Source organism: Alteromonas sp. ABV4_150, assembly GCF_056311745.1.
Map to the genome: position 1 here is coordinate 4,355,516 of NZ_CM149971.1, position 22,597 is coordinate 4,378,112.

Annotated in this window: 18 protein-coding genes and 1 pseudogene; 9 read left to right on the plus strand and 10 right to left on the minus strand. The window is 43.9% G+C overall.

The features are described 5' to 3' along the window. Window positions 1–59: 59 nt before the first annotated feature. Both ACYX4M_RS18895 and ACYX4M_RS18900 read right to left on the minus strand, forming a co-directional pair. A complete protein-coding gene (locus ACYX4M_RS18895) occupies window positions 60–2,102 on the minus strand; it encodes an oxidoreductase (protein ID WP_476081304.1) in 2,043 nt (680 codons plus the stop codon). Between the two features lie 121 nt (window positions 2,103–2,223). Further along, complete coding sequence (locus tag ACYX4M_RS18900; RefSeq protein WP_476081305.1) at window positions 2,224–3,060, minus strand: crotonase/enoyl-CoA hydratase family protein; 837 nt, start codon at window positions 3,058–3,060, stop codon at window positions 2,224–2,226. 138 nt (window positions 3,061–3,198) lie between these two features. Here ACYX4M_RS18900 and ACYX4M_RS18905 point away from each other — a divergent pair, with 138 nt between their 5' ends. Continuing rightward, complete coding sequence (locus ACYX4M_RS18905; RefSeq protein WP_476081306.1) at window positions 3,199–3,810, plus strand: TetR/AcrR family transcriptional regulator; 612 nt, start codon at window positions 3,199–3,201, stop codon at window positions 3,808–3,810. A gap of 52 nt (window positions 3,811–3,862) precedes the next feature. On the opposite strand, the pseudogene ACYX4M_RS18910 reads toward ACYX4M_RS18905, so the two are convergent. Then, window positions 3,863–5,515, minus strand: a pseudogene (locus ACYX4M_RS18910) (GMC family oxidoreductase). 214 nt (window positions 5,516–5,729) lie between these two features. Between ACYX4M_RS18910 and ACYX4M_RS18915 the strand changes: the two are divergent. Continuing rightward, window positions 5,730–6,455 (plus strand): DUF1439 domain-containing protein, encoded by a 726-nt coding sequence (locus ACYX4M_RS18915; protein ID WP_476081307.1) that lies wholly within the window; start codon window positions 5,730–5,732, stop codon window positions 6,453–6,455. 24 nt (window positions 6,456–6,479) lie between these two features. Here the strand turns inward: ACYX4M_RS18915 and ACYX4M_RS18920 are convergent, their stop codons facing one another. Genes ACYX4M_RS18920 through ACYX4M_RS18930 form a run of 3 tightly spaced genes read right to left on the minus strand, consistent with a single transcriptional unit; the run spans window position 6,480 to window position 9,869 of the window. Then, window positions 6,480–7,919, minus strand: a complete 1,440-nt coding sequence (locus ACYX4M_RS18920; protein ID WP_476081308.1) for a wax ester/triacylglycerol synthase domain-containing protein — start codon at window positions 7,917–7,919, stop codon at window positions 6,480–6,482. Between the two features lie 20 nt (window positions 7,920–7,939). After that, entirely contained in the window at window positions 7,940–8,605 is a 666-nt protein-coding gene (locus tag ACYX4M_RS18925) for a TetR/AcrR family transcriptional regulator (protein ID WP_476081309.1), read from the minus strand. Window positions 8,606–8,660: 55 nt separating this feature from the next. Further along, window positions 8,661–9,869, minus strand: coding sequence for a DUF445 domain-containing protein (locus ACYX4M_RS18930; protein WP_476081310.1), 1,209 nt, complete (start codon window positions 9,867–9,869; stop codon window positions 8,661–8,663). Window positions 9,870–10,279: 410 nt separating this feature from the next. On the opposite strand from ACYX4M_RS18930, the gene ACYX4M_RS18935 reads away from it, so the two are divergent. From ACYX4M_RS18935 to ACYX4M_RS18950, 4 genes are all read left to right on the plus strand, one after another. Continuing rightward, a complete protein-coding gene (locus tag ACYX4M_RS18935) occupies window positions 10,280–11,740 on the plus strand; it encodes a DUF3336 domain-containing protein (protein ID WP_476081311.1) in 1,461 nt (486 codons plus the stop codon). 78 nt (window positions 11,741–11,818) lie between these two features. Further along, window positions 11,819–13,252, plus strand: coding sequence for a hypothetical protein (locus ACYX4M_RS18940; RefSeq protein ID WP_476081312.1), 1,434 nt, complete (start codon window positions 11,819–11,821; stop codon window positions 13,250–13,252). 57 nt (window positions 13,253–13,309) lie between these two features. Further along, a complete protein-coding gene (locus ACYX4M_RS18945) occupies window positions 13,310–13,846 on the plus strand; it encodes a DUF3592 domain-containing protein (protein WP_476081313.1) in 537 nt (178 codons plus the stop codon). Between the two features lie 209 nt (window positions 13,847–14,055). Then, window positions 14,056–14,622: a hypothetical protein gene (locus ACYX4M_RS18950; protein ID WP_476081314.1), complete on the plus strand. Its 567-nt coding sequence runs from the start codon at window positions 14,056–14,058 to the stop codon at window positions 14,620–14,622. 124 nt (window positions 14,623–14,746) lie between these two features. Here the strand turns inward: ACYX4M_RS18950 and ACYX4M_RS18955 are convergent, their stop codons facing one another. The 4 genes from ACYX4M_RS18955 to fadR form a co-directional block, all read right to left on the minus strand. Then, a complete protein-coding gene (locus ACYX4M_RS18955; RefSeq protein WP_476081315.1) occupies window positions 14,747–15,511 on the minus strand; it encodes a hypothetical protein in 765 nt (254 codons plus the stop codon). Between the two features lie 223 nt (window positions 15,512–15,734). Next, window positions 15,735–16,094: a phasin-related domain-containing protein gene (locus tag ACYX4M_RS18960; protein WP_025255732.1), complete on the minus strand. Its 360-nt coding sequence runs from the start codon at window positions 16,092–16,094 to the stop codon at window positions 15,735–15,737. A 214-nt stretch (window positions 16,095–16,308) separates the two neighbouring features. Beyond that, window positions 16,309–18,486 carry a S9 family peptidase gene (locus ACYX4M_RS18965; protein ID WP_476081316.1) on the minus strand — a complete coding sequence of 726 codons (2,178 nt, stop codon included), beginning with the start codon at window positions 18,484–18,486 and terminating at the stop codon, window positions 16,309–16,311. Between the two features lie 313 nt (window positions 18,487–18,799). Beyond that, window positions 18,800–19,510, minus strand: coding sequence for a fatty acid metabolism transcriptional regulator FadR (gene fadR / locus ACYX4M_RS18970; RefSeq protein ID WP_476081317.1), 711 nt, complete (start codon window positions 19,508–19,510; stop codon window positions 18,800–18,802). Between the two features lie 429 nt (window positions 19,511–19,939). Here fadR and nhaB point away from each other — a divergent pair, with 429 nt between their 5' ends. Genes nhaB through ACYX4M_RS18985 form a run of 3 tightly spaced genes read left to right on the plus strand, consistent with a single transcriptional unit; the run spans window position 19,940 to window position 22,590 of the window. Then, window positions 19,940–21,514, plus strand: a complete 1,575-nt coding sequence (gene nhaB / locus ACYX4M_RS18975) for a sodium/proton antiporter NhaB (RefSeq protein ID WP_476081318.1) — start codon at window positions 19,940–19,942, stop codon at window positions 21,512–21,514. Between the two features lie 3 nt (window positions 21,515–21,517). Further along, window positions 21,518–22,045 carry a disulfide bond formation protein DsbB gene (gene dsbB, locus ACYX4M_RS18980; protein WP_474857116.1) on the plus strand — a complete coding sequence of 176 codons (528 nt, stop codon included), beginning with the start codon at window positions 21,518–21,520 and terminating at the stop codon, window positions 22,043–22,045. After that, window positions 22,042–22,590: a GNAT family N-acetyltransferase gene (locus tag ACYX4M_RS18985; RefSeq protein WP_474857117.1), complete on the plus strand. Its 549-nt coding sequence runs from the start codon at window positions 22,042–22,044 to the stop codon at window positions 22,588–22,590. The genes dsbB and ACYX4M_RS18985 overlap by 4 nt, the downstream gene beginning before the upstream one ends. The last annotated feature ends 7 nt before the right edge of the window (window positions 22,591–22,597 follow it).

Genomic DNA, 22,597 nt, shown 5'->3' on the forward strand with positions numbered 1-22,597 from the left:
ATCTTAAGTCCCTCCTATTAAGGCACTTATATTTCTAACTGTGTTTTTGCGCTAGGTAATTAAACCGTAGCGCACACGCGCGTACCCTGGTCGATGGCGCGTTTTGCATCTAGCTCTAGTGCTTCGTCTGCACCACCAATTAAGTGATAAGGCATGTTTAAGCCTTCAACAATATCACGCATCGGCTCTTGGCCTGCACAGATGATGATGTTATCTACCGGCAATACTTGGCTATTGCCTTCTACCGTAATGTGTAGCCCTTCATCATCAATTTTATCGTAGCTTACGCCAGGGATCATGGTCACGCCTTTGGCAAGCAGGCCTACTCTGTGCGCCCACCCCGTTGTTTTGCCTAAACCCGCGCCAACTTTGGTTGTCTTGCGCTGTAATAGGAAAATCTCTCTTGGCGATGGATCTGGCTGCGGCTTAACGCCTTCAATACCTGCGCGAGCCGAGAAGGTCATATCAATGCCCCACTCTTTCATAAATGCAGGAATGTCTTGGCTTGGCGTTTCTTTGCCATGAGACAAATACTCAGCGGTATCAAAACCAATACCGCCAGCACCGATAATGGCCACCTTATTCCCTACAGGCTTTTTCTCTTTTAACACTTCGATATAGGTCAGTACTTTTTCGTGCTCAATACCTTCAATCGCTGGCGTGCGTGGCTTAATACCCGTCGCAATCATAACTTCATCGAAACCTTCATCGTTTAGCGCAGCCGCATCAACATAAGTATTCAATTTGAGGGTAATATTTTTATGAAGCTCAATTTGGCGCTTGAAATAACGCAGCGTTTCATAGAATTCTTCTTTGCCAGGGATTTGTTTAGCAATATTAAACTGCCCACCAATTTCGCTAGATGCGTCGTAAATCACAACGTCGTGACCACGCTCGGCCGAGGTCACTGCTGCTGCTAATCCCGCTGGACCTGCGCCTACAACCGCTACACGCTTTTTAGTCTCTGCTGGCTTTACGTTAATTTCAAGCTCGTGACACGCACGAGGATTTACCAAACAGCTGGTCATTTTGCCGTTAAATACGTGATCAAGACAGGCTTGGTTACAGCCAATACAGGTATTGATTTCATCGGCCTTATTTTGCTGCGCCTTGCGCACAAAGTCAGGGTCGGCCAAGAATGGGCGAGCCATTGATACCATGTCTGCATCACCGCGAGACAGCACTTCTTCAGCGACTTCAGGGGTGTTGATACGGTTCGATGTGATTACCGGAATCGAAAGTGCTTCGCGGAATTTAGCCGTTACCCATGTAAATGCCGCTCGCGGTACTTTAGTGGCAATGGTTGGGATACGCGCTTCGTGCCAACCTATACCGGTGTTGATAATAGTGGCACCCGCTTTTTCGATTTCTTTGCCAAGCTGTGCGACTTCTTCATAAGTAGAGCCACCTTCAACAAGGTCAAGCATCGACAAACGATAGATAATGATAAAGTTCTTACCTACCGCCTCACGCACGCGGCGCACGACTTCAATAGGTAAGCGGATACGGTTCCCGTATTCACCGCCCCATTCATCGTCACGGTGGTTAGTGCGTTTAGCAATAAACTGGTTAAGGAAATAGCCTTCAGAACCCATGATTTCAACGCCATCGTAGCCAGCGCGCTGAGCTTGAGTTGCTGCAGTGATGAAATCTTTAATTTGCTTTTCAATCTCGTCAGCTTCTAGCGCTTTTGGTTTAAACGGGTTAATTGGCGCTTGTACCGCAGAAGGTGCAACAAGTTTAGGGCTATACGCATAACGGCCCGTGTGCAGAATTTGCATACAAATTTTGCCGCCCGCTATATGCACTGCATCAGTGACTTCTTTGTGGTTTTTCACTGCTTCGTCGGTATCTAAACGAAACGTTGATGGATGGGTTGCGCCTTCTTCATTTGGCCCAATACCGCCGGTAACAATAAGACCTACACCACCTCTGGCACGTTCGCCGTAAAATGCCGCCATGCGTTTGTGGCCGTCGGGTAATTCTTCTAAACCCGTGTGCATAGAGCCCATAAGCACGCGATTTTTAAGGGTGGTAAAACCTAAATCTAATGGGCGAAATAAATGAGGGTAAACGGGATGATCGGTAACGGTCTGATTCATGATACATTCCTGAAAGTGTTTTTGGCTTGGTTGAAGCCGTTAAAAAGCCTGTTCAAATAATCTTGTCTAATACGCCCTTTCTATGAAGGCGCTTTACAATTCAATTAATTACATTAACTTACTAATTCAATTTTTTAATCGCTGGGTGTAAAGGCGGGTATTCCGGCAGCGTTTTGGTTTTTTGTGCTTCCATGGCTTTAAACACATCTTCCATTTGGAACATGCCCGCTTGCCATGTGGCCATATAGGTCAAGCTTTCTGCCACCGTGTGTTCTACCGCGTAGTTAATCATAGTCTTAGTGCCTGAAACCGCGAGCGGCGAATTCATTGAAATCTGCTGCGCTATTTTCATTACCGCTTCTAGCATTGATTCTTGGTCGTCAAATACCTGATTTACAAAACCAAGTTGCTGCGCTTCTACAGCACCAAAATTGCGACCGGTATACGCCAACTCTTTCACTATGCCAATGGGAATAAGCTTTGGCAGGCGCTGAAGCGTGCCGACGTCCGCCGTCATGCCTAATTGGGTTTCTTTGATAGTGAAAAAAGCATCTTGTGTGCAATAGCGCATGTCGCATGCACTAAGTAAATCTACTGCACCACCAATTGCCCCGCCTTGCACGGCGCCAATAACCGGCATACGTGCCTGCTCTATGGCGGTAAAGCTATCTTGAAGCAACATCACCATACGGCGCATACGCTCAGCTCTGCGCGATGGGTCGCCCTTAAAGTCTTCTTTCATATTCAGGAACACCGATAAATCCATACCGGCAGAGAAATGCTTACCTGTAGATGAAATAACGATTACCCGTGCTTTGGCTTCATCATCTATTTCACGAATGGCTGCCGGTAGCTCGGTCCAGAACTCTGGGATCATGCTGTTCATCGCTTCAGGGCGATTAAGTACTACGTGGGCGATATGGCCCTCTTGTTTTACTTCTAATGTAGAGTACTTCATGGTTTGCGCTGTCTCCTTGGGCTATTCCTGTTAACAAATTTGCAAACTAGACAGCGTCAAGATAAAAGGCTATGTTGACAGTGTCAAGATAAAACGTTATCTATTCGTCCCAATTGCAACAACGGAAATATTTGATATATGGCTAATGCAGTACAAAACTATCATCATGGCGATTTACGCAGTGCCCTTATAGAGGCAGCAACGGCGCGTTTGTCGGAGCATGGCGTTGATAGTCTTTCGCTGAGAAAGCTGGCAGAAGATGCCGGGGTTTCACGTACTGCGCCGTATCATCACTTTAAAGATAAAAGTGCTTTGTTAAGTGCTATCGCGGCGAAAGGCTTTAGCGACTGGCATAGCGCGGCAAAGCGCATTTTTGAGCAAGAAGACAAAACGCCAAAGGCACGTTTTCGTGAATTTGTTCACGAATACATTGGCTACGCGGCCGACAACCCCGAGATGTATGAATTGATGTTTGGTCGCACTATTTGGCAAAATCAAGCGGCGACCAACGATCTGAAAGACGTTGCATTTCCCTGCTTTCAGTTTCAAGTGACGATGACGCGCTATTGGCAAGATAAAGGGCTACTTCCAAACAATCAGGATGCGCTGAGACTGGCACAGGTAACGTGGGGCACGTTACACGGTATAGCGCGTTTGCTTATTGACGGTATATACGCTGACAGCAGCCATATCGACGAAATGTGTGATTGTGCAGCAGATTTGTTTATGCAAAAGCAAATGAATACTTAGAGCGGATGAATTGCCAGAGCGAGATGAGGGCTCGCTCTTAGCATCTTTTTAATTATGCCGATTCTGCTTTAGCCAAAGATACTGGCTGCCCTTCGTGGGTCGCTTTAATAAATTCAGCAGCACGTTCGGCAATCATGACGGTGGGGGCGTTGGTATTGCCGCCAATCAAGCTTGGCATCACCGAAGCATCTACCACTCTAAGACCTGCTACACCTCTTACGCGCAATTGTGTATCAACCACTGCCATCTCATCGTCATCACTACCCATTTTACACGTACCAATCGGGTGATAGATGGTTTCAGCGCGCTCTCGTAAAAACTCTAATATTTCTTCATCTGTCTAAGCTTCTTCCCCAGGATATAATTCACTGCCTTGGAACTTGTCGAAGTCTGGTGCAGACAGCAGTTTTCGGGCAATACGCACGCCTTCAATCATGACTTGCTGATCTTCCTCTGCGGATAAGTAATTCGGGTCAATAAGCGCTTGATCGGCAGGATGGTTACTTTGAAGCGAAATAGTGCCGCGGCTTTTGGGGTATAGGCAACATACGTGCAGGCCATAACCATAACCAAAAGCCAACTGTCTTCCATGGTCGTTTAAAATTGCAGGTAAAAAGTGGAATTGAATATCAGGGCCCTGTGTCGCTAAGCTTGATCTAACAAAACCACCGGCTTCAGCGATATTTGAAGAAAGAATACCTTTGCGCTTAAACGCGTAGTCTGCGGTGGCTTTAACGTAAGAAGGCAGCGCTCCGAATGCCACGGCATAACCTTCTCTGGCTTTACAGGTATATTGCACGATGGCATCTAGGTGATCTTGTAGGTTTTGGCCCACACCTGGCAAGTCTTGCTGTACAAAAATCCCCTTTTCTTCTAGTTCTGCTCTGGGTCCAATACCCGAAAGCATTAGAAGTTGAGGTGAATTGATCGCTCCGCCGCAAAGAATAACTTCGCTTTTAGCGAAATAGCGGTTTACTACCCCTTTTTCACGTACTTGAACCCCTATAGCACGCCCTTCTTTTAATAACACCTTTTCAGCAGCGACTCTCGTAAGAACAGTTAAGTTGTTGCGGTGCTTTGCCTGCGTTAAGTACCCTTTTGCTGTTGAGCAGCGCTGGCCGTTGACTTGTGTAACATGGTAGTAACCAAGCCCCTCCCTATCGTCTCGGTTAAAGTCGTCGAGCTGTTGATAGCCTGCAATCGACGCAGAGTTCACAAAAGCATCGGACAGTACGCTTGTATGCCTAAGCTTGCTAACATTTAGCGGGCCACCTGTGCCGTGATATTCATCAGCACCTTCTTCAAAGTTCTCAGAACGTTTGAAATAAGGCAGTACATCTTCAAATGACCAGCCCTCGGCCCCTTCTTCATTAGCCCAGCGGTCGTAGTCTTCTTTTTGTCCTCGAATATAGCACATGGCGTTGACTGAACTGCTGCCGCCCAAGGTTTTACCGCGAGGCCAGAACAGCTCTCTGTCGTACATTTCTTTTTGAGGAGCCGTATGATAACCCCAACCAATACCTTCAAACCTACTGAGCAGAGACAAACCAAAAGGAATATGAATAAGTGGGTTGGTATCCTTTGAGCCAGCTTCCAATAGCAAAATATCTAACGCAGGATTTTCCGATAATCGAGTGGCAAGCACTGCACCCGCAGAGCCCCCGCCTACAATGATGTAATCGTATTTGCTGAGTACTTCGCTCATTTCGCCAACTCCTTGAGGGCAAGACTTTTAAATGTTAATAAAACGTTGTGGTACGACCAGATTAGCAAACAATACTTCATCAATAAAAGAATTAAATTGTAAGATTTAAAAAATCTAATAATCCTGATAACTTAAGTGCTGTACTGGTATATGCATTACATTAAACTATCTAGCTACAAGCCACTGCCTAGAAAAATTAGGCTAAGAATACACCTTGACCAATAACCTATCCTTCAAAGACAAATGCAAAGTGTACCTGGCACAATGGCTTGTGAAATGGGGTAAGCTGACGCACGACGACTTTACCAAAGCTGAACTCCAAGATCTTATAGACGATAGCTTTCCTTACACCTTCACCTTCAACATCCCTATGGGAAGTGGCACTGTGACCGTGCTTGAAGGCAACATTACATTAGATAATGCAAACAACCGTATTGGTCTTCAGTGCCTTGCGGCACTTAATATTGCGGTAGCTTCTTCAACTATTTATCGCGCTCACGTGGTTTTCACTGTGTCAGCATCGCCTCATTACGACAAAAATATGAGCACGCTTTATCTAACCGGCCTTTCCACTGATAGTGTCAGTTTAGTCAACGATGATTACGCGTTGATTAAAGACACACAGTTTTTGGTTTCGCGCTTCTTTCCTAAAAGTGTAAATACACTGCTTGGCGGCTCGTTAAAGTCAGCCCTATCGCTTTTTAGCGCCGGAACATCTGATATTGCAGCGGACTATTTACAGGTCTATTTAACGGGTTCTAAACAAGCAGTATTGGAATATCACATTCCCCATATTAACAAGGCATTAAAAAAGCAAATTACCCAAGAAGACTTAAGCCATACTATGCGTGGTGACCACTGGCGCGAAGTACTCTTCTCGAAACTAGGTCAAAACGCACGTGTAGAAGACAACGTACTGCGCTTCTATCTCATTGAATAGCGCTCAGTCTAAAAGTTACGCATACTAGTGATCTGACACAATAGAGACAGGCACGGTATCCACCTGCTCGCCAATATCGTCGATGTTTAGCCTTGGATCGTCCACGCTCGCTTCTAGCATATCGAATGCTTCTTTGACGTAGCGCGCTAACGGTTGTAACGATTCAATGTTCTTATTGCAGCACACCAAGCCCACATTTGCAGTGCCCGCGTAGGTCATAAGCGTAATATTTACCCCGCCCCCAGGCGTCATGGTAGAAATAGGGTAGCAAGCCAATAACTCCGCGTCTTTTAGATACCTTGTATCTTTGGGGCCAGGTACGTTTGAAATAAGAATATTTGCAATGGGTTTAACTACGCTAGATAGCTTTAACCATTCGAAGACCAGTGCAAGAGATTGAATTGCAATGGTATAGCCACTAAATGCCGCAGGGCGCGCATGCTGCGCTGCATTTTTAACAATACGATGATTCACCACAATCTGGCGCAACCTAAGATAGGGGTCGTTTTCGCCATGTGCTAACTCCACCGGCACAATAGCTATTTTATTACCTGTGGTTTTCTCACCGGGTTTGCGCAAATTAATCGGCATATTGGTGAATAAGGCTTTTTTAAATACCTGACCATGATCTTGTAGTAACTTATGCACACCGATATCAAAAGCGCATAGCAACACCTCATTTGCGGTAGAACGCGTGCGCCTCGCTAGCGCTTTCACCCGCTTAAAGTCTAAGTCCATAGTGGCCACAGCCCTACCTGCTTTTACTTGACCAGTCAGCACTGTTTTCGTACCTGTGAAAGGAATAGGCATATAGTGTGGGTTTACTCGCAGCGCTTTCATGAATATGCGAATAAAGATAATAAATAAATCGAGCGCGGTTTTAAGCGCGTAACCCACGCCTACCAAGCGTTTGTAAAAGCTCACGGGCTCTCTGCGCTTATGACGCAGTCGTTTTACTGCCCATACTGGTGTGAACTTAGTCTCGTGAGAGTTTGATACATAACCGGCTTGAAACCAGCGTACCAGGGTCGCTCCATCTCCATACATATGATGAACCCGTGCATAAATAGCAAACGTCTCGCTGTTATCATCAAAAATAAAATGGTATTGCCAAAGGGGCTTGTCGGGATCTAACCGCGAAGCATGTAGTCTTGCTACAAATGCATCTAGCGCTTCGCGGTTTTTAACGTCAGCTACGCGATGAATTTGAACGTGGTAATCCATGTTGAGCTTTTTCACCGGCGCAAACCCTACCGGGTACCCCAATACCGTTTTTACCGCACAGTTGAACGGAGAAGTAGCACGGGCATAGCTTCTTATTTCTCGGAATAACTGGGGCACGTATTCGGTACTTTTCGCCCCTTTAGGTATGGCAAGTAGCTGCAAACAAGCTACATGTTTTGGATTCTCGTCTGACTCGGTTATCCAAAATGACTTATCTAAGAAACTGAGCGTTTTTGCCATTACTATTCCTTTATGTTGCTTTACGCGAAGTCGAGTGGTGACGGGGTTGAGGCATTTCTCACAAAGTCATGAGAGTCGAGCATCTGTTCTAGCTGGTGCTTTTGTTCATGGGAAAGCGCCAACCTTGGCAAAACGCTTACCATCATTAGTGACAAAGCATGATAGCGCTGCATCGTACTATCCATATGACTGTTTAATTCATCAAATTGACAAGACTGTGTGATGATCAAGGACATTAAATCCACCATAAGTGCCCTGTCTGCCTTGGAGGCAATAAGAATGTCGCGCTTTGATAATGATTCAAAAAGAAACGCTAATTGTTTATTTAACCTAGATAATATGTGCTGTCTAGGGCGCACTATACTGGGATACTTTTCTGCTAGGTCGGCTGGGCTACGGTAGAAAAAGCGAAATACATGAATACTATCTATAAGCAAATACAGATAATACATAATTTCTTCAGGATGAAGTGTATCGAGTTTTTCTCGATTGAGTATCTTCTGCATTTGTTGTTCATGCATTTTCATCAACGCACTAACAAGGCTGTCTTTACCTTTAAAGTGGTAGTAGAGATTCCCCGGACTAATATCCATCTCGACGGCGATATCAACGCTGGTTACCGTGTTTTCGCCATGTTCGTTGAATAACGTAAGCGCGGTGAGTAGTATTTTCTGCGCGGTTTTCATAATTTAATCCGACCCCTTACCAACCCTGTGCGTTAGTTTTTACTTATGGAACACCTTAAATAAACACCAGATAAAGTTGGGCAACACCAGCTACCATACCCAAAATAGCGCCTGTTACGATGAGTTTCCACTCATCCTGCTGATAAGCTGGGCGCAACACCCCTTCGAATTCTTCAACACTCAGCGCCTGCATTCGTTCACTCAAATCGTGCCCTATCTGCATCGCATTGTTGGCATAATCAAAGGCATAAAGTAAGTATTTATCTGAATTATCAAAGATTTGACGTACCGCTAGCGCCTTCATTTTATGATAATTTTCTGACCCAACACCTAGTGCAAAATAAGGTTGCGCGATAGCCACATAGCGTTCAATAGCGTCGTTGACATGAAGCTCAATGAGCTCCAAAAGCTGGGCTGAGCCTGAACCATGCAAAATTATATGGGTGATGTTTTTAGGTGTTATAAGTTTTTCTTCAATAATGCTTGAGTAAACTTCAGACACTTCTTTTTGGCGTTTTAAAAACATACCTTGAATAGTAATAGGCCCCAGTCTTCTCGGGCGTTTGGGTTCGAAAATAATCTTGATGGCAATCCAATTGGTGGCATAGCCCACAAGCAGTCCGCCTAGGGGTAATATCCACCATGCTTGGTAGAAATACCAAAGCAACATGGTTGGTAAGCCGAATAGGAAACCGAAGTAAAAGCCAGAGCGCACTATGAAAGGAAACTCCTTGCTGCCTGCCGTTAAGAAAATTTCATTAACGAGCTCAGGTGCATTAACCAGCTGCTCTACCACCAGCTCTTTTATATCTAGAATTTCTGAAACATTGTGCTGGAAGTCATCCACCATTTTGTGGACCACATTAGGGATGTCGTTTTCAATGCGTTGGTAAACTAAATTTTTACCTTGCACAGGCAAAGCTGCCCAAAGTTGAGGCGCTGATTCGGCCATTACGTCATTGACAACTTTGCGTATAACCTGCCCTAAGCGGCGCTCAATAGCCTTCGTTAGTTCATCTGCATCTAAGCGCTGGGCTAATTCTTCAACACTCAGTAATTTACCTAAAACTAGTTCAACCTCAATCTCTGCCATTTGGCGGCGCTTCGCGGGAATAAGCCCCTGCCACCCAAAGAAAGGTTTAATGCCAACGAACTCTATGGGGTAAAACATCATTTTTACCGCCAAATAGTTAGTCAGCCACCCGACAATGGCACTAATTAAAGGGATTGATAGCAGGCTTAGCGTTTGAAAATTCCATTCCATACTACAAAAAAGAGATCCACATTATTATTTTCTCTCTCAGGCTACTGAGTGCTTATGAAATGGTCAATGTAAAAAACAAAATTACTGCTAATTGTTGATTGAAAACAACCTTCTGAAAGCCTAACAATTAAAAGATACCGCCTTGAGTAACACGCTAAAAGCACCAAGCGGTCAATTTAGTAGAAGGGTTTAGGTAGTGAATTCTAAATTTACACCATACACTCAAGATGGCGTATAGATCGCTTTTGATACGCGCAGGCTTACTGAATGCTTTTAGTAAATGCCGATGAATGCGCCACTCTGTAAACAGCGTTCAAAATACGCATTTTTCCTTTTGCTGGTGTTATCCGCGCTCTTGCTTGTCATACAAGAAAGGCGGCAGCGCTCATCAACTTAAATAGGTTATCGTTATGGCAGTATTCGATTTGCGGTTAAAAAAGCTTGAACATGAGATAGAGCATGCAAGCAGTTACGATGAATATGAGGCCGCATGCCTAGCACACGATGCGCTGTCTGGCGCAGAAGAGTGGAAAGCAAAAGATGCCAGCGATGACTATGACTACAAGCTTATTCGAAAGCGTGTTCAACGCCTACAGCTGGCTAGAAGCAGAGGCGATTTACATGCGCTGATGTCCATACTGCACGAGGGACTGCACGGCAATTTAGGTAATATCGCCAACCCTATACTGCTTACCCAGTGCAAAATTGGCACTAAATATCTTATTGAACAGTTTATTGATGAAGTGATATTGGCGCTAGAGCAGATCTATAACGCCGATGAACAAGACGTAGACTTCTATGAGAAGCTATCGTTTTTTGATGAAACCGCCCATGCCTTCGGCCGTAGCTGCCTCATGCTTTCAGGCGGCGCTGGCTTAGGCTTTTTCCACGCGGGCGTGGTTAAGTCGTTAAACGAAAAAAACTTACTGCCTACGGTAGTGTCTGGCTCAAGTGCAGGGTCAATCATCGCGGCTATGTTGGGCACACGAACGCACGACCAATTATTAGAAGCACTCAGCGCCGACTTTATTTACGAAACCTTTAAGCATTGGCGAAGTTTCGCAGGGCTTGGGAAAAAAGGGTTATTCGATAGCTCAGTGCTTGAAAACGCGCTGATTGAACTGTTCGACCTTACAACCTTTGAAGAAGCGTTTACAAAGACAGGGCGACACATAACTGTCACTGTTTCCCCCGCTGACTTGCATCAGCATTCGCGACTGTTAAATGCCAAAACATCGCCTAATGCAATTATTACCCAAGCGGTACGTGCATCATGTGCTGTACCTGTTATTTTTAGCCCAGTGCAGCTAAGAGCGAAAACCCCGGCTGGAGAGATTGTCCCCTACATACCTAACCGACGTTTTGCCGACGGTTCGTTAATGGCAGATCTCCCCTTCGAGCGCTTGGCTCGGTTATATGGCGTGAACCATAGTATTGTAAGCCAAACAAACCCTTTGGCGGTGCCGTTCATTTCATCAAACCGCATCGATCCTAACTCGCTATGGGATATGTCGGCACGTCACATTGGACAACTTGCGAAAACCAATAGTATTTTCGCTATTGATATCATTGAACGTTTAACAGGAAATAAGAGCGCCAAGCTAGCAATTCACAAAGTACGTTCTATTATTGATCAGCAGTACGTTGGCAATATCAATATTTTACCCAAGCGCCAAATAAGGAATTTGTCCCACGTATTGTCTAACCCAACCCGCGAAAGCATTAGCCAGTTAATTGTAAGCGGAGAGCGGGCATCATGGCCGCAACTACATGTTATTAAAAGAAATACCAAAATTAGTGAAAATTTACGGTATCATTTAAGTCAATTGAAAAAACGTGAGGCAGTAGAGCTTGGGCACGAGGTTAGATAACCTGTGCAACGCTTGGTCTGTCTTGAATTGCTTATAGCAGTCTAATGGCAATTCGCAGTATCATTTTAAAGGAAGACGGTGAGCGCACAAAGCCATAACCCCGATAGCATTTACACGCAACAAGTAAAACAACTTATCAATATGATTTATCCCAAAGACACGGGCTATGGCTCAGTTTTTGAGGATGCCAGCCATTATTTTTCAGTCACTCCTTCCCTTGAGCAGCATATCGACGACTTAAAAGTGCAGCTTAAAAGAATTGAAGGTAACAAAACGAAAGAAGTATTGGCTGAGCAGCTTGCCCGACAAATACAAAATAGTTCAGAAAAACTTGAGGAAGAGCGCCTAGCAAGATTAGAGCGTTTGGACGCTGTGAGCACTAAAATCATCGAACTCTGTGAAGGCGATAACTGGCAAGAAACACAACAACAAAGTGCTAAGCTGCTTGGAACAATAATGTTGCTAACGCGAGGCCCTGAGGGCAATTTCGCTCGTGTACATATGCGCTTCAAACCACTTTACAAGGCTGTTTTAACGTTGCGCTTAGTAGATAGACTTTTAGAACACGATACAATTGCCCACAAATATTTATCAAAGTATCGAGAAGCCGCCTCTCGCTTTCGCGGAAACCGCTATTGGCGAGACAAATGGAAAACTGAGTTAGGTCGCCCTCTTATCACCGCCGCCCTTCTACAAGATATTGGTTTACAAAGCCCTGCTGCGCAAACCATATTAAAAGGTGAAAACGGCGACTTAGATGAGTTTCGTTTATTAGAAGAATCGCAGCGAAAAGACCTGCTGAAGCTAAACTATCACTTCACGTTACGTTACTTATCCGATGGTTTGGGCCAGCCTAACTACGTAGGTAACAACAAAGAAGAGAGAGACCGTTTCAATCAAACTCACAAAGACGCTAACGAATTTTTGCTGAGTTTGGTTAAAGACGCCTTTGTGTCAAAATCCGGCTTAGGCGAGATTGTAAAGATCCCTCAAATTTACGTTTCCATTGTGCTTTCAACCAAGTCAGACTACTCACGAATGAGCTTACCCAAGGGGTATATGCTAATTGAGCAACTTGCGAAAAAAGGCGGCCTAAATAAACAATTAGCACAGGACTTTGTTGAACTGGTGGGCTACTTCCCCCAAGGTTTTGGAGTTACTTATATTCCTGTGAATGAAAAGGGCCAAGAAAAAGACCAATACGAGTGCGCCATAGTAATTGGACTGAACCCCGCGAACCCCGCAGAACCTTTATGCAAAGTGGTGACAAGGAACCAAAAATACATCACAAGCGGTGCGCAAGAAGTCATCCCTAAAGGCAGAAACCTGTACTTCCCGGCGAACAGAAAAAAGCTAATGCGCGTGGGCCAGGAAAGGTTAGGCGAAATCATGAGCCAGCTGTCAAACAATTTCACGCCGGATGCTATTGACGATTTGGTGCCAAGCTTTTGGGAACCCTATGACTTCTTTGGTTTTAAAAAGCATCAGAATTTGTGGGCGAAGAACAATTAGCGAGCAAGTACTCTTCTATAAAAATATGATAAAACACGGGCTGAATGAGACGTTTTTATGACTATTGAGGTAAGCCGAGCACAACTTAGAAAAGCAAGATTGGGGGTCTATTTTGTCGCTTCAATTGCTCTAGTTTTTGTCATCGTCTTCTCAATACAAGTATTTAAAGGGTTAGCCGGCCCCATTTCTTCAATGAATTGGGTTCCCATCAAAGCAACTTTAATAAATGTATATATTGACGAAATGATTACATCAACGACTAGAGATAATCGAAACCAATATACTTTATACACGCCTCGTATCCTTTACAAATATAATACTAGTGACCAGGAACATACTGGAAGAAGAGTTACTTGGTATGACATTTATGACGACGGCTTTATGCTTGAATTAGGGTATGAATTAAAAAGAAAATTTGCAGCTTCTGAGCCAGTAGACATTTACATAAACCCCAATAACCCGGAAGAATCCGTTTTAAACAAAAGTGTCGTTTGGGAACATATGTCGATGTTGCTTGCCGGATTTCTTATTTCTTGGTCGGTCTTTCTTTGGTTAGTTTACGTACTTATTTTTAAGTTAAAGTATAAGCGCTGATGATTTTGAATTTATCTAGTTGCTTTTTAAAAGCTACTATTGGCACATACAGTTCGCTTACTTATTTTGATGGCTACCCGTTTCATATTTTCTTCAAACGCCCGCCGCTGAAAAACGTAAAACAAAACTCAAATACAACTATCTCTATGCGTAGCCTACGGCATTAATATTTCTTATACTCGTTTTTATTATTCAAAAGGAATTTTTGTATGAAAACGGATGACGAAATTACTATTACAAGAGAAATAGCTGCTTCTAGTTATTGCAACGCTAAATTGAAGATAAATAACGATATTGTCGCTATTACTCCTAACCTTAGAAGCTATTTGTTTGAATGGGGAATGCATCTTTTCTGCTGGGCAGTATGCATATACATGTCAATTAAAGTTTGGCAGTTGGAACCCAACCTTAATTCTAAAACCGAGTTTGTTATAGTTGTATTTACACTGGGGGGACTTTTTAGTTTAGGAACGGCCTTTGTATGCAGAAGAAGCAGAAGAGCATTTTATTTTGACCTAAAAGAAAAAGTGATAAACATCGGCAGTTTGAACAACCCGAAAACTAAAGTTGCTTTTGATTCTTTTGAAAAGCTTCTTTTAGTAACGACACAAATATATACATCTGAACGCTCACTGACATGTCACGAACTGAGCATCCTAACTACTAACCAAACAAGAATTGTATTAATGTTTCACGGCGATTATTACGCAATACAAGATGACTCAGACATACTGGCTAAAATTCTTGGATTAGAGGTGGATAGCTTAGAAGCCTGACAACACCGATAATTATCTCTACACTCAAACAAAAAGATAATTCAAACGAACCTAAATGAAGCCGCGCCAAATATACGCGTATTTATTTGGCGCAACTACCAATAACTATCTTTATTGAACGTTTTTAGTCGTCGTTCTTAGTGCTTTCAGACGAACTCGATGTACTTTTAGCCGTGTTTTTGGCCGGTGTCGCTTTAGTACTAGCTGTTGTCTTACGCGCGGTACTCTTAGCTGTCGTCGACTTTGCCCCAGCTCGCTTGTTAGCTGTTCCAGTAGCGGCCTTTTTAGTCGAACTAGACGATGAAGTAACTGTTGTAGTGGCTGTTTTTGCTGTACTCGATTTGCGAGTGCCCGTAGTAGTTGATGTAGTCGTGGTCGACTCAGCTGAGGCACTTTTAGATGCTGCTCTTTTAGTGGAAGTAGCCTTGCTTGCAGTACTTGTCGCTTCGGCTTTTTTAGCCGCCTCTTTTGCAGCTAGTAGGGCTACTTGCTCGACGAGCAAATCCACTTTTGCACTCAACACTTCAAGCTGCTGTTCTTTCTTTTGACGTTTTTGACCACCTGATAATGCTGAAAATAGTGGCGTTGATGTCACCAATTTTTGTGCAGTATCGACGAAAGCAAGTGGATTAAGTGTACGCCTAAGTTCACTTTCCACTTCAAGCCCTTTAACCTGCATAGCGTTAATGGTCTCGTGGGTGTCATCAATTTTCTGGCTGACCACACCTGCGGCTTGATCAAGCTTTGCAGACAATAGGTCTGAGCCTGCAAAGAGCCATCCAAACAAGGGTGACGATTTAAGAGGTGAAACAGTGGTGCCATTCAGTGTAGTCGAGTCGGTTTCGACAACAGGCACAGCTTCAGGATTAGGGATATCTTTGTTGCTCATAACGCCTCCAATATGGAGATTTGTAAGCATGGCAATGTAAGAAATGTTCGAAGCTTAACCTAAATGCTTTGTTTAAAAGCTTCTTTGAGAGCTCATCTTAAGCTTAAACGCTCTTCTTTCACTGCCACTCAATTGCAATTTATTTTAATACCCTTCTTTAGCGAAGTAGTAAATGAAAACTGCATATAGAGCACCGCAAGCGGTGCTCAAAAGAACCTATGCTTTACTTGCTTGCAGCTAGTTTTGCAACGGCTTCAGTCAAAGCGTCGATTTTTGCTGAAAGCTCTTCGATACGCTGATCTGCTGGTTCAGAATCTAAACCAAGCTTTTTACGAACGTCAGCTACACGGTTTTCCACATCGTTAGTGGTAGATTTGAACTTGCTTTTCGCGTCGTCTTCTAAAGTTTCACCTTTAGTCACAAGCTCGTCGAACATTTTGTTCGCTTCTTCGCTTAACTTCTCGTAACGGCCCTGTGCTTCTTCAACGCTTTTTCCATAAGCGCCTAGGCCTGCTAACCAAATTTTACGCGCCATTTCTTCGGCTTCGTTAATTTTGCCTTTGATTGTGTCAGTAGTAGTCATGTTCAGCTCCTATGAATGCTAAATTTGAGTGTGTTTCAACACCATGGTTAGACTTTACGCTTAACAATTAGAATCCGCATACTAAAAACACTAAAAAATAAAAAAGCCCGAAAAGCGTGTGCTTATTCGGGCTTAAATACTGAAGTGCTTCTTCTTTGAAAAGCGAACAATCTAAGTAGTGACTGACGTCAACTTTCTTTAAAAACGCGGCTTCCTAAAGTGGTACACCTGCAAGATGCAAAACAAAGGCATATTCTAGGGCCGTTGATTCAAAACGCTTAAAGCGTCCTGACGCGCCACCGTGCCCTGCTTCCATGTCGGTTTTAAATAAAAGCAAGTTATCGTCTGTTTTATACTCTCTAAGTTTCGCTACCCACTTCATAGGCTCAAAGTATTGCACTTGCGAATCATGCAACCCTGTGGTCACTAGCATGTGCGGATAATCTTTAGCTTCTATTTGATCGTAAGGCGAGTAAGACAGCATATAGTCAAACTCATCTTTATTTGCTGGGTTACCCCATTCGGTATATTCACCTGTGGTCAATGGAATAGTCTCATCACTCATAGTGGTCACCACATCAACAAACGGCACGTGGGCACTCACCCCTTGGTAAAGCTCAGGGGCCATATTCACGACAGCTCCCATTAGCAAACCACCTGCGCTGCCACCCATCGCGAATAGGCGATCTTCATCAGCATACTGCTTAGCAACCAAGCCTTTTGATACATCGATAAAATCAGTAAATGTATTCATTTTCTGGTGCATTTTACCGTCTTCATACCATTCACGCCCTAGCATTTGGCCCCCGCGAATGTGTGCAATAGCAACAACAAAACCTCTGTCTATGAGTGAAAGCCAGCTGCTTCTAAACGTCGGGTCAATAGTTGCGCCATACGAACCATAAGCATATTGATATAGGGGATTAGTGCCGTCTTTCTTAAATTTATCTTTGCGATAAACTAAAGAAACCGGAACTTGTGCACCATCTCTCGCTTCAATCATCACTCGCTCTGATGCGTAAGCGGATGAGTCGAAGGTCTCAGATACACGGGTTTGCTTCATCACTTCAGTTTCAAGCGTATCAAGGTTGATGTCTATGATAGAGCCTGGCGTAGTCAACGAGCTGTAATAAATTCTAAGCTTGTTAGTGTCCATTTCAGGGTTAGCATTAAAGTACGCTCCATAAATAGGGTCTTGAGTTGGTATAACCTTTTCTTCATTTGAAATAAGGTTATGCACAACCATGCGCAGCATACCGTTTTCTTTCTCTTTTACTACTAGGTGATTTTTCATCACTTCAATACTTTGAAGAAATACCTCTGGACGATGTGGGACTACTTCTTTCCATTTCGACACGTCACTTGTTGCATCTAATGGTGCCTTCATTACTTTGAAGTTTTTTGCATCAATGTTGGTAAGAACATAATAACCGTCACTTGCTTTTGCTACGCTATATTCCTGACCGTCTTTAATAGGTAGGAATACTTCTGATTCAGACGTGGGTTTATCTGCATCAATCAAGGTCACGCCAGTTTTTTCAGTATTCGAATGATGGATATAAATGACGCTGTCGTCTTTGCTTTTACTTATGTAAGTATAAAACGTTGGGTCGCTTTCTTCGTAAACTAGTACATCATCTTTCTGGGACGTACCCAACTTATGGCGATACACTTGATAACCCAAAAGGGTTTGCGGGTCTTTTTTCACATAAAACAAATGTTCATTGTCGTTTGCCCATACCGCGCTGCCTGATGTGCCTTCAAGTACGTCACTGAGCTTTTCTTCGCTTTCCAGGTTTTTTACATAAACGGTATAAATGCGACGACTAAGCGTGTCTTCGGAGTACGCCATTAGCGTGTTATTACTGCTCACCGAGTAACTTCCAATACTGAAATAGTCATGTCCTTCGGACATGACGTTCGCATCAAGCAACACTTGTGGCTCTGCATCCAGCGTTGGCTTTCTCAGGTATACCGGATACTCGTTCTCTCCCGAATAACGGGTGTAGTACCAATAGCCATTATCGAATACTGGAACTGTAGAGTCATCCTTTTCTATGCGAGAAACCAGCTCTTCATAAAGCGCTTCACGAGTTTCTTTAAGCGGAGCAAGCACTGATTCTAAATAGCTGTTTTCCTGCTCTAAATGCGTCAATATCTCTTTATCAGTACGAGAATCGTCACGCATCCAATAATAATTATCTCTTCTGGTAACCCCATGGGCCGACATTTCATAAAGCACTTTTTTCGCAACTGGTGCATTTACTTTCGTATTTAACATAACCGATTGAGCCGTGTTGTCTAATTCCTGTTGAACGCTTTCCGTTTTACTCTCAAGGCTACAGCCTGACATCAGTCCGCCTGCAGCAAGCGCTATCCATAAATATTTCATCAATTCTTCCTTTTAGAGGCTTTGCTAACGCTTTGTATTTACCAGCATTTAAAAATGCGCAACGAAACACTAAGCCGTGTTCTTTTATTTGAGTATATATAAATGAGATTGGGGTTCTAGCGTGAATGATAGCGAGTTTAAAATTAAATGTTACGAAATATTCTAGCTCTACTAAAAGTTGAATCCATCTAGCTCACATACAGAAACACCGCAGGTTCTTTAGAACATGCGGTGTTTTAAATCTAGCTCTCTTAACGACTACAGGTCGACTACTAGGCGCAGCTTTGATAAACAGAATGAGAGTTCAAAACCTTTAATCTACTAAGTCGTTTGGCATTTCGTCGCGAATAGAAAGCCAGACTTTGCCACTCTCAATACCGTAGTTTCTTACCACTACTGGTACTTTTTCGTATTCGCCTTTTTCGGCGACCTCAAGCAAGTCAGCATAGTACTTGTTTGCAACATCCCGTGCTTGTTGGTGCGAGAAAAAGTAGCCTCCAATTCGCGAGTAAAGCCCGCGAAAGCCATTCATCATCAAAACGAAAACGTTGTTATTAGAGGCAAGCGCTAAATCGTGAGTCATCTGATAATCAAATTGCGCAAAAGCTAAGCCTTCTTGTTCAACGTCTTTGTATCTAGCTATGATATCTGCAGACGCTTGAGGGTTGTTGCGGATTGCACCTCGAATGAAAACAGCACTTAAATTAGTACGCGCGGCAAGCAAATTATCAACAAGCTCAGGAATGCCCTCTTGGTCTAAGCGAGCCAGGGTTTCAAGAATGTTCAGACCGCACGTTTCCCAGAAGTTATTTACCTTGGTCGGCTTGCCATGTTGAATAGTCAACCAGCCATCTCGTGCCAAACGCTGCAATACTTCTCGCAAAGTGGTTCGCGTTACACCTATTAGCTCAGAAAGCTCTCTCTCTGCAGGCAAAATGGTGCCAGGTGGAAACCTTCCACTCCAAATAGATTCAACAATATATTCTTCGGCGAATCCGGCTGGACTCTGTGCCTTATAAATCATAACTAATCGCCTGCACGTTCTTGTTATTTTACAACTGATTGTACCAGATGCTCTTTTATTATCACAATGAATTATGCCTAGTCCACCGAAGCTTTTAACAACTTGTTAAAATCTAAGTGTTATTTCAGAGACACTAAAGTATTCACTGTTCACTTTATGTTCGAAATAGTCAGCATTATCTATCTTAATGATATTTATCTTCAAAAAAGTGATAAATATTCAGTGACTTTCATATGGTGGGGTCTGTGAATTGCTTTCTCAAGGCGGTAATATCATGTACGCTTAATTTCCGACTATAATGACAGCTACGAAACGGCGGTTAGACGAATTAAATCGTAAAGCACCAGCAGTTTAAGTATGCAATAACCGGAACTACACAGTATAAAGATGCGCAAAATGCGTGCTTTGTTGTAAAAGGAACAGGAACTCATGCAAACCTCAATGATCGCGGCGATCTATAAGAACTTCCTGGGACATGCGCCCGACTGGTATAAAAAAACCATTATTGCCTTTCTCATTGTTAATCCCTTCATCTTTATGGTGGACCCATATATAGCTGGCTGGACGCTTGTCATTCAGTTTATATTTACACTAGCAATGGCGCTTAAGTGCTATCCGCTTCAACCAGGTGGACTCCTCCTTATCGAAGCCATGTTTATCGGTATGACAACACCCGGTCATATGATGCATGAGATTGAAGTGAACTTAGAAGTATTGCTACTGCTTGTATTTATGGTAGCAGGCATCTACTTTATGAAAGATTTACTTATGTACTTGTTTACCAAACTGGTTATCAAGGTACGCAATAAGCTAATACTTTCGCTTTCGTTTATTTTTGCCTCTGCGTTTTTATCTGCATTCCTCGACGCGCTAACGGTAGTAGCAGTAATCATAAGCGTGGGCTTGGGCTTTTATTCTATTTATCACAAAGTGGCGTCAGGCAAAGAGTTCCATTCTGATCACGATCACACCAGTGACGACGAACTAGGAAGTCACGACCTAGAAGATTTCAGGGCGTTCTTGCGCAACCTAATGATGCACTCAGCGGTAGGTACAGCACTTGGCGGCGTTATGACCATGGTAGGTGAACCTCAAAACCTAATTATCGCTGATAAAGCAGGTTGGGACTTTGTTGAATTCTTTATCCGCATGGCGCCTGTTACTTTACCTGTTTTTGTATTTGGTCTGTTAACCACCGTAGTGCTAGAGAAAACCGGCATGTTTTCTTATGGCGCAAAACTACCGTCCGCGGTTAGACAAATTTTGGTCGATTATAACGACCACATGGACAAGGGTCGCAGTAAGCGTGAAACCGCCAAATTAGTAGTACAAGCGCTTATCGGCGTTTGGTTAATCGTCGGTCTTGCGACACATATGGCTTCGGTCGGTTTAATTGGCTTGTCTGTTATTGTCCTAGCCACATCGATGAGCGGTGTAATCGAAGAGCATGCGCTAGGAAAAGCATTCGAAGAAGCATTACCGTTTACTGCTTTGCTCTGCGTATTCTTCGGTGTTGTAGCGGTTATTATTGACCAAGGCCTATTCCAGCCAGTTATTCATTGGGTGCTGTCGTTTGAGGGCGAAACGCAGATGGTCATGTTCTATCTTGCCAACGGTGTGCTGTCGATGGTGAGTGACAACGTGTTTGTGGGCTCTGTTTATATCACTGAAGTCACAGCTGCTCTACAGGCCGGTCAAATCACACGTGACCAGTACGATATGCTTGCTGTAGCAATCAATACGGGAACCAACTTACCCAGTGTGGCAACACCAAACGGTCAAGCTGCTTTCCTATTCTTGCTGACCTCTGCCATCGCGCCACTGCTTCGTTTGTCGTACGGCCGTATGGTTATGATGGCGTTGCCATATACGATAGTACTTACTATTGTTGGTCTGGTAGCGACCTATATTGGGCTTGCTGATGCTACTCAGTGGCTATACGACATGCACCTTATTGAACACCACACTGCAGCTGAAGCAGGCGCACAAGCGGTAGGTCATTAATCTATGCGCGGTGTCATTCACGGCATAAGCCAGTGGGCAGAGCACAAGTCTTCATGGCTTGTGCTTTTTGCTACATCACTAGCATTGGAAATTGCTGCCCTGTACTTCCAATATGGCATGGGCCTGAAACCATGCATTATGTGTATTTATCAGCGTACGGCTATGTACGGCATTGTTTTGTCGGCACTTATTGTTGTAATAAAAAACAACGGGTTTACCCGTATGCTTGGCTTTGCTGGCTGGGCGGTATCTTCAGGCTGGGGATTTTTAATAGCCAAAGAACACGTAGGTATTCTCAACGCTGCCAACCCGTTTTTTGCCAGCTGTGAAATAGTGCCAAACTTCCCTTCGTGGTTACAGCTTCACGAATGGCTGCCCGCGGTGTTTGCTGCTGAGGGTGACTGTTTGGAAGACACGTGGCAGTTTTTGTCTATGGGAATGGCAGAGTGGATGCAAATAATTTTTGCTGCTTACTTCGCTGTATTTGCCATTGTATTTGCCTGCCGCTTACTGGATAAGAAACCCTTTTGATCGACTTATCCATTTTACCCTCTCGCCTACCTCCCATACAGTCGGAGCAAGGCCCAATTAGTATTCAGCGCATCGCAGAGAAACACTGCAATGCGCTGTGTGATGCGGGCCAACAATCTATTCACCATGTAAAGCCTTGGTTCGGCTCTGCGGTCTGCCCTGTTACGCCAGCGTTGTCAAAGCAGTGCATAACTAATATGGAAAAAGCCCGTCAGACAGGCTACGGTCTTACGTATTTGTTAATGCATGACGAAAAGTGTTTGGGCATGGGTATTATCAATCATATTCATCATACCCATTTAACCGCAAACCTCGGCTACTGGTTAAGACCCGACGCTTGCGGTAGAGGCTTAGCGACGGCGCTGTGTGAAGCGCTAAAAAAGCTCGCATTCTCGCAAATGAATCTGCACCGACTAGAGTGCTTTGTTGAACCAAACAATAAAGCGAGTATGCGTGTTGCCGAGCGAATTGGCGGCGTGAAAGAAGGGCTGTGTAGAAAGCGCGTATTTGGAAGAGACGCGCTTCTTTATGCACTCACTATCTAACCAGCTT

What these genes read in the sequence shown, in the direction of transcription:
- ACYX4M_RS18925 (WP_476081309.1), bottom strand. Translation starts at nt 8,605, where the DNA reads ATGAAAACCGCGCAGAAAATACTACTCACCGCGCTTACGTTATTCAAC.
- ACYX4M_RS18965 (WP_476081316.1), bottom strand. Translation starts at nt 18,486, where the DNA reads ATGAAATATTTATGGATAGCGCTTGCTGCAGGCGGACTGATGTCAGGC.
- ACYX4M_RS18955 (WP_476081315.1), bottom strand. Translation starts at nt 15,511, where the DNA reads ATGAGCAACAAAGATATCCCTAATCCTGAAGCTGTGCCTGTTGTCGAA.
- dsbB (WP_474857116.1), top strand. Translation starts at nt 21,518, where the DNA reads ATGCGCGGTGTCATTCACGGCATAAGCCAGTGGGCAGAGCACAAGTCT.
- ACYX4M_RS18920 (WP_476081308.1), bottom strand. Translation starts at nt 7,919, where the DNA reads ATGGCAAAAACGCTCAGTTTCTTAGATAAGTCATTTTGGATAACCGAG.
- ACYX4M_RS18895 (WP_476081304.1), bottom strand. Translation starts at nt 2,102, where the DNA reads ATGAATCAGACCGTTACCGATCATCCCGTTTACCCTCATTTATTTCGC.
- ACYX4M_RS18905 (WP_476081306.1), top strand. Translation starts at nt 3,199, where the DNA reads ATGGCTAATGCAGTACAAAACTATCATCATGGCGATTTACGCAGTGCC.
- ACYX4M_RS18930 (WP_476081310.1), bottom strand. Translation starts at nt 9,869, where the DNA reads ATGGAATGGAATTTTCAAACGCTAAGCCTGCTATCAATCCCTTTAATT.
- ACYX4M_RS18900 (WP_476081305.1), bottom strand. Translation starts at nt 3,060, where the DNA reads ATGAAGTACTCTACATTAGAAGTAAAACAAGAGGGCCATATCGCCCAC.
- nhaB (WP_476081318.1), top strand. Translation starts at nt 19,940, where the DNA reads ATGCAAACCTCAATGATCGCGGCGATCTATAAGAACTTCCTGGGACAT.
- ACYX4M_RS18960 (WP_025255732.1), bottom strand. Translation starts at nt 16,094, where the DNA reads ATGACTACTACTGACACAATCAAAGGCAAAATTAACGAAGCCGAAGAA.
- fadR (WP_476081317.1), bottom strand. Translation starts at nt 19,510, where the DNA reads ATGATTTATAAGGCACAGAGTCCAGCCGGATTCGCCGAAGAATATATT.
- ACYX4M_RS18935 (WP_476081311.1), top strand. Translation starts at nt 10,280, where the DNA reads ATGGCAGTATTCGATTTGCGGTTAAAAAAGCTTGAACATGAGATAGAG.
- ACYX4M_RS18950 (WP_476081314.1), top strand. Translation starts at nt 14,056, where the DNA reads ATGAAAACGGATGACGAAATTACTATTACAAGAGAAATAGCTGCTTCT.
- ACYX4M_RS18945 (WP_476081313.1), top strand. Translation starts at nt 13,310, where the DNA reads ATGACTATTGAGGTAAGCCGAGCACAACTTAGAAAAGCAAGATTGGGG.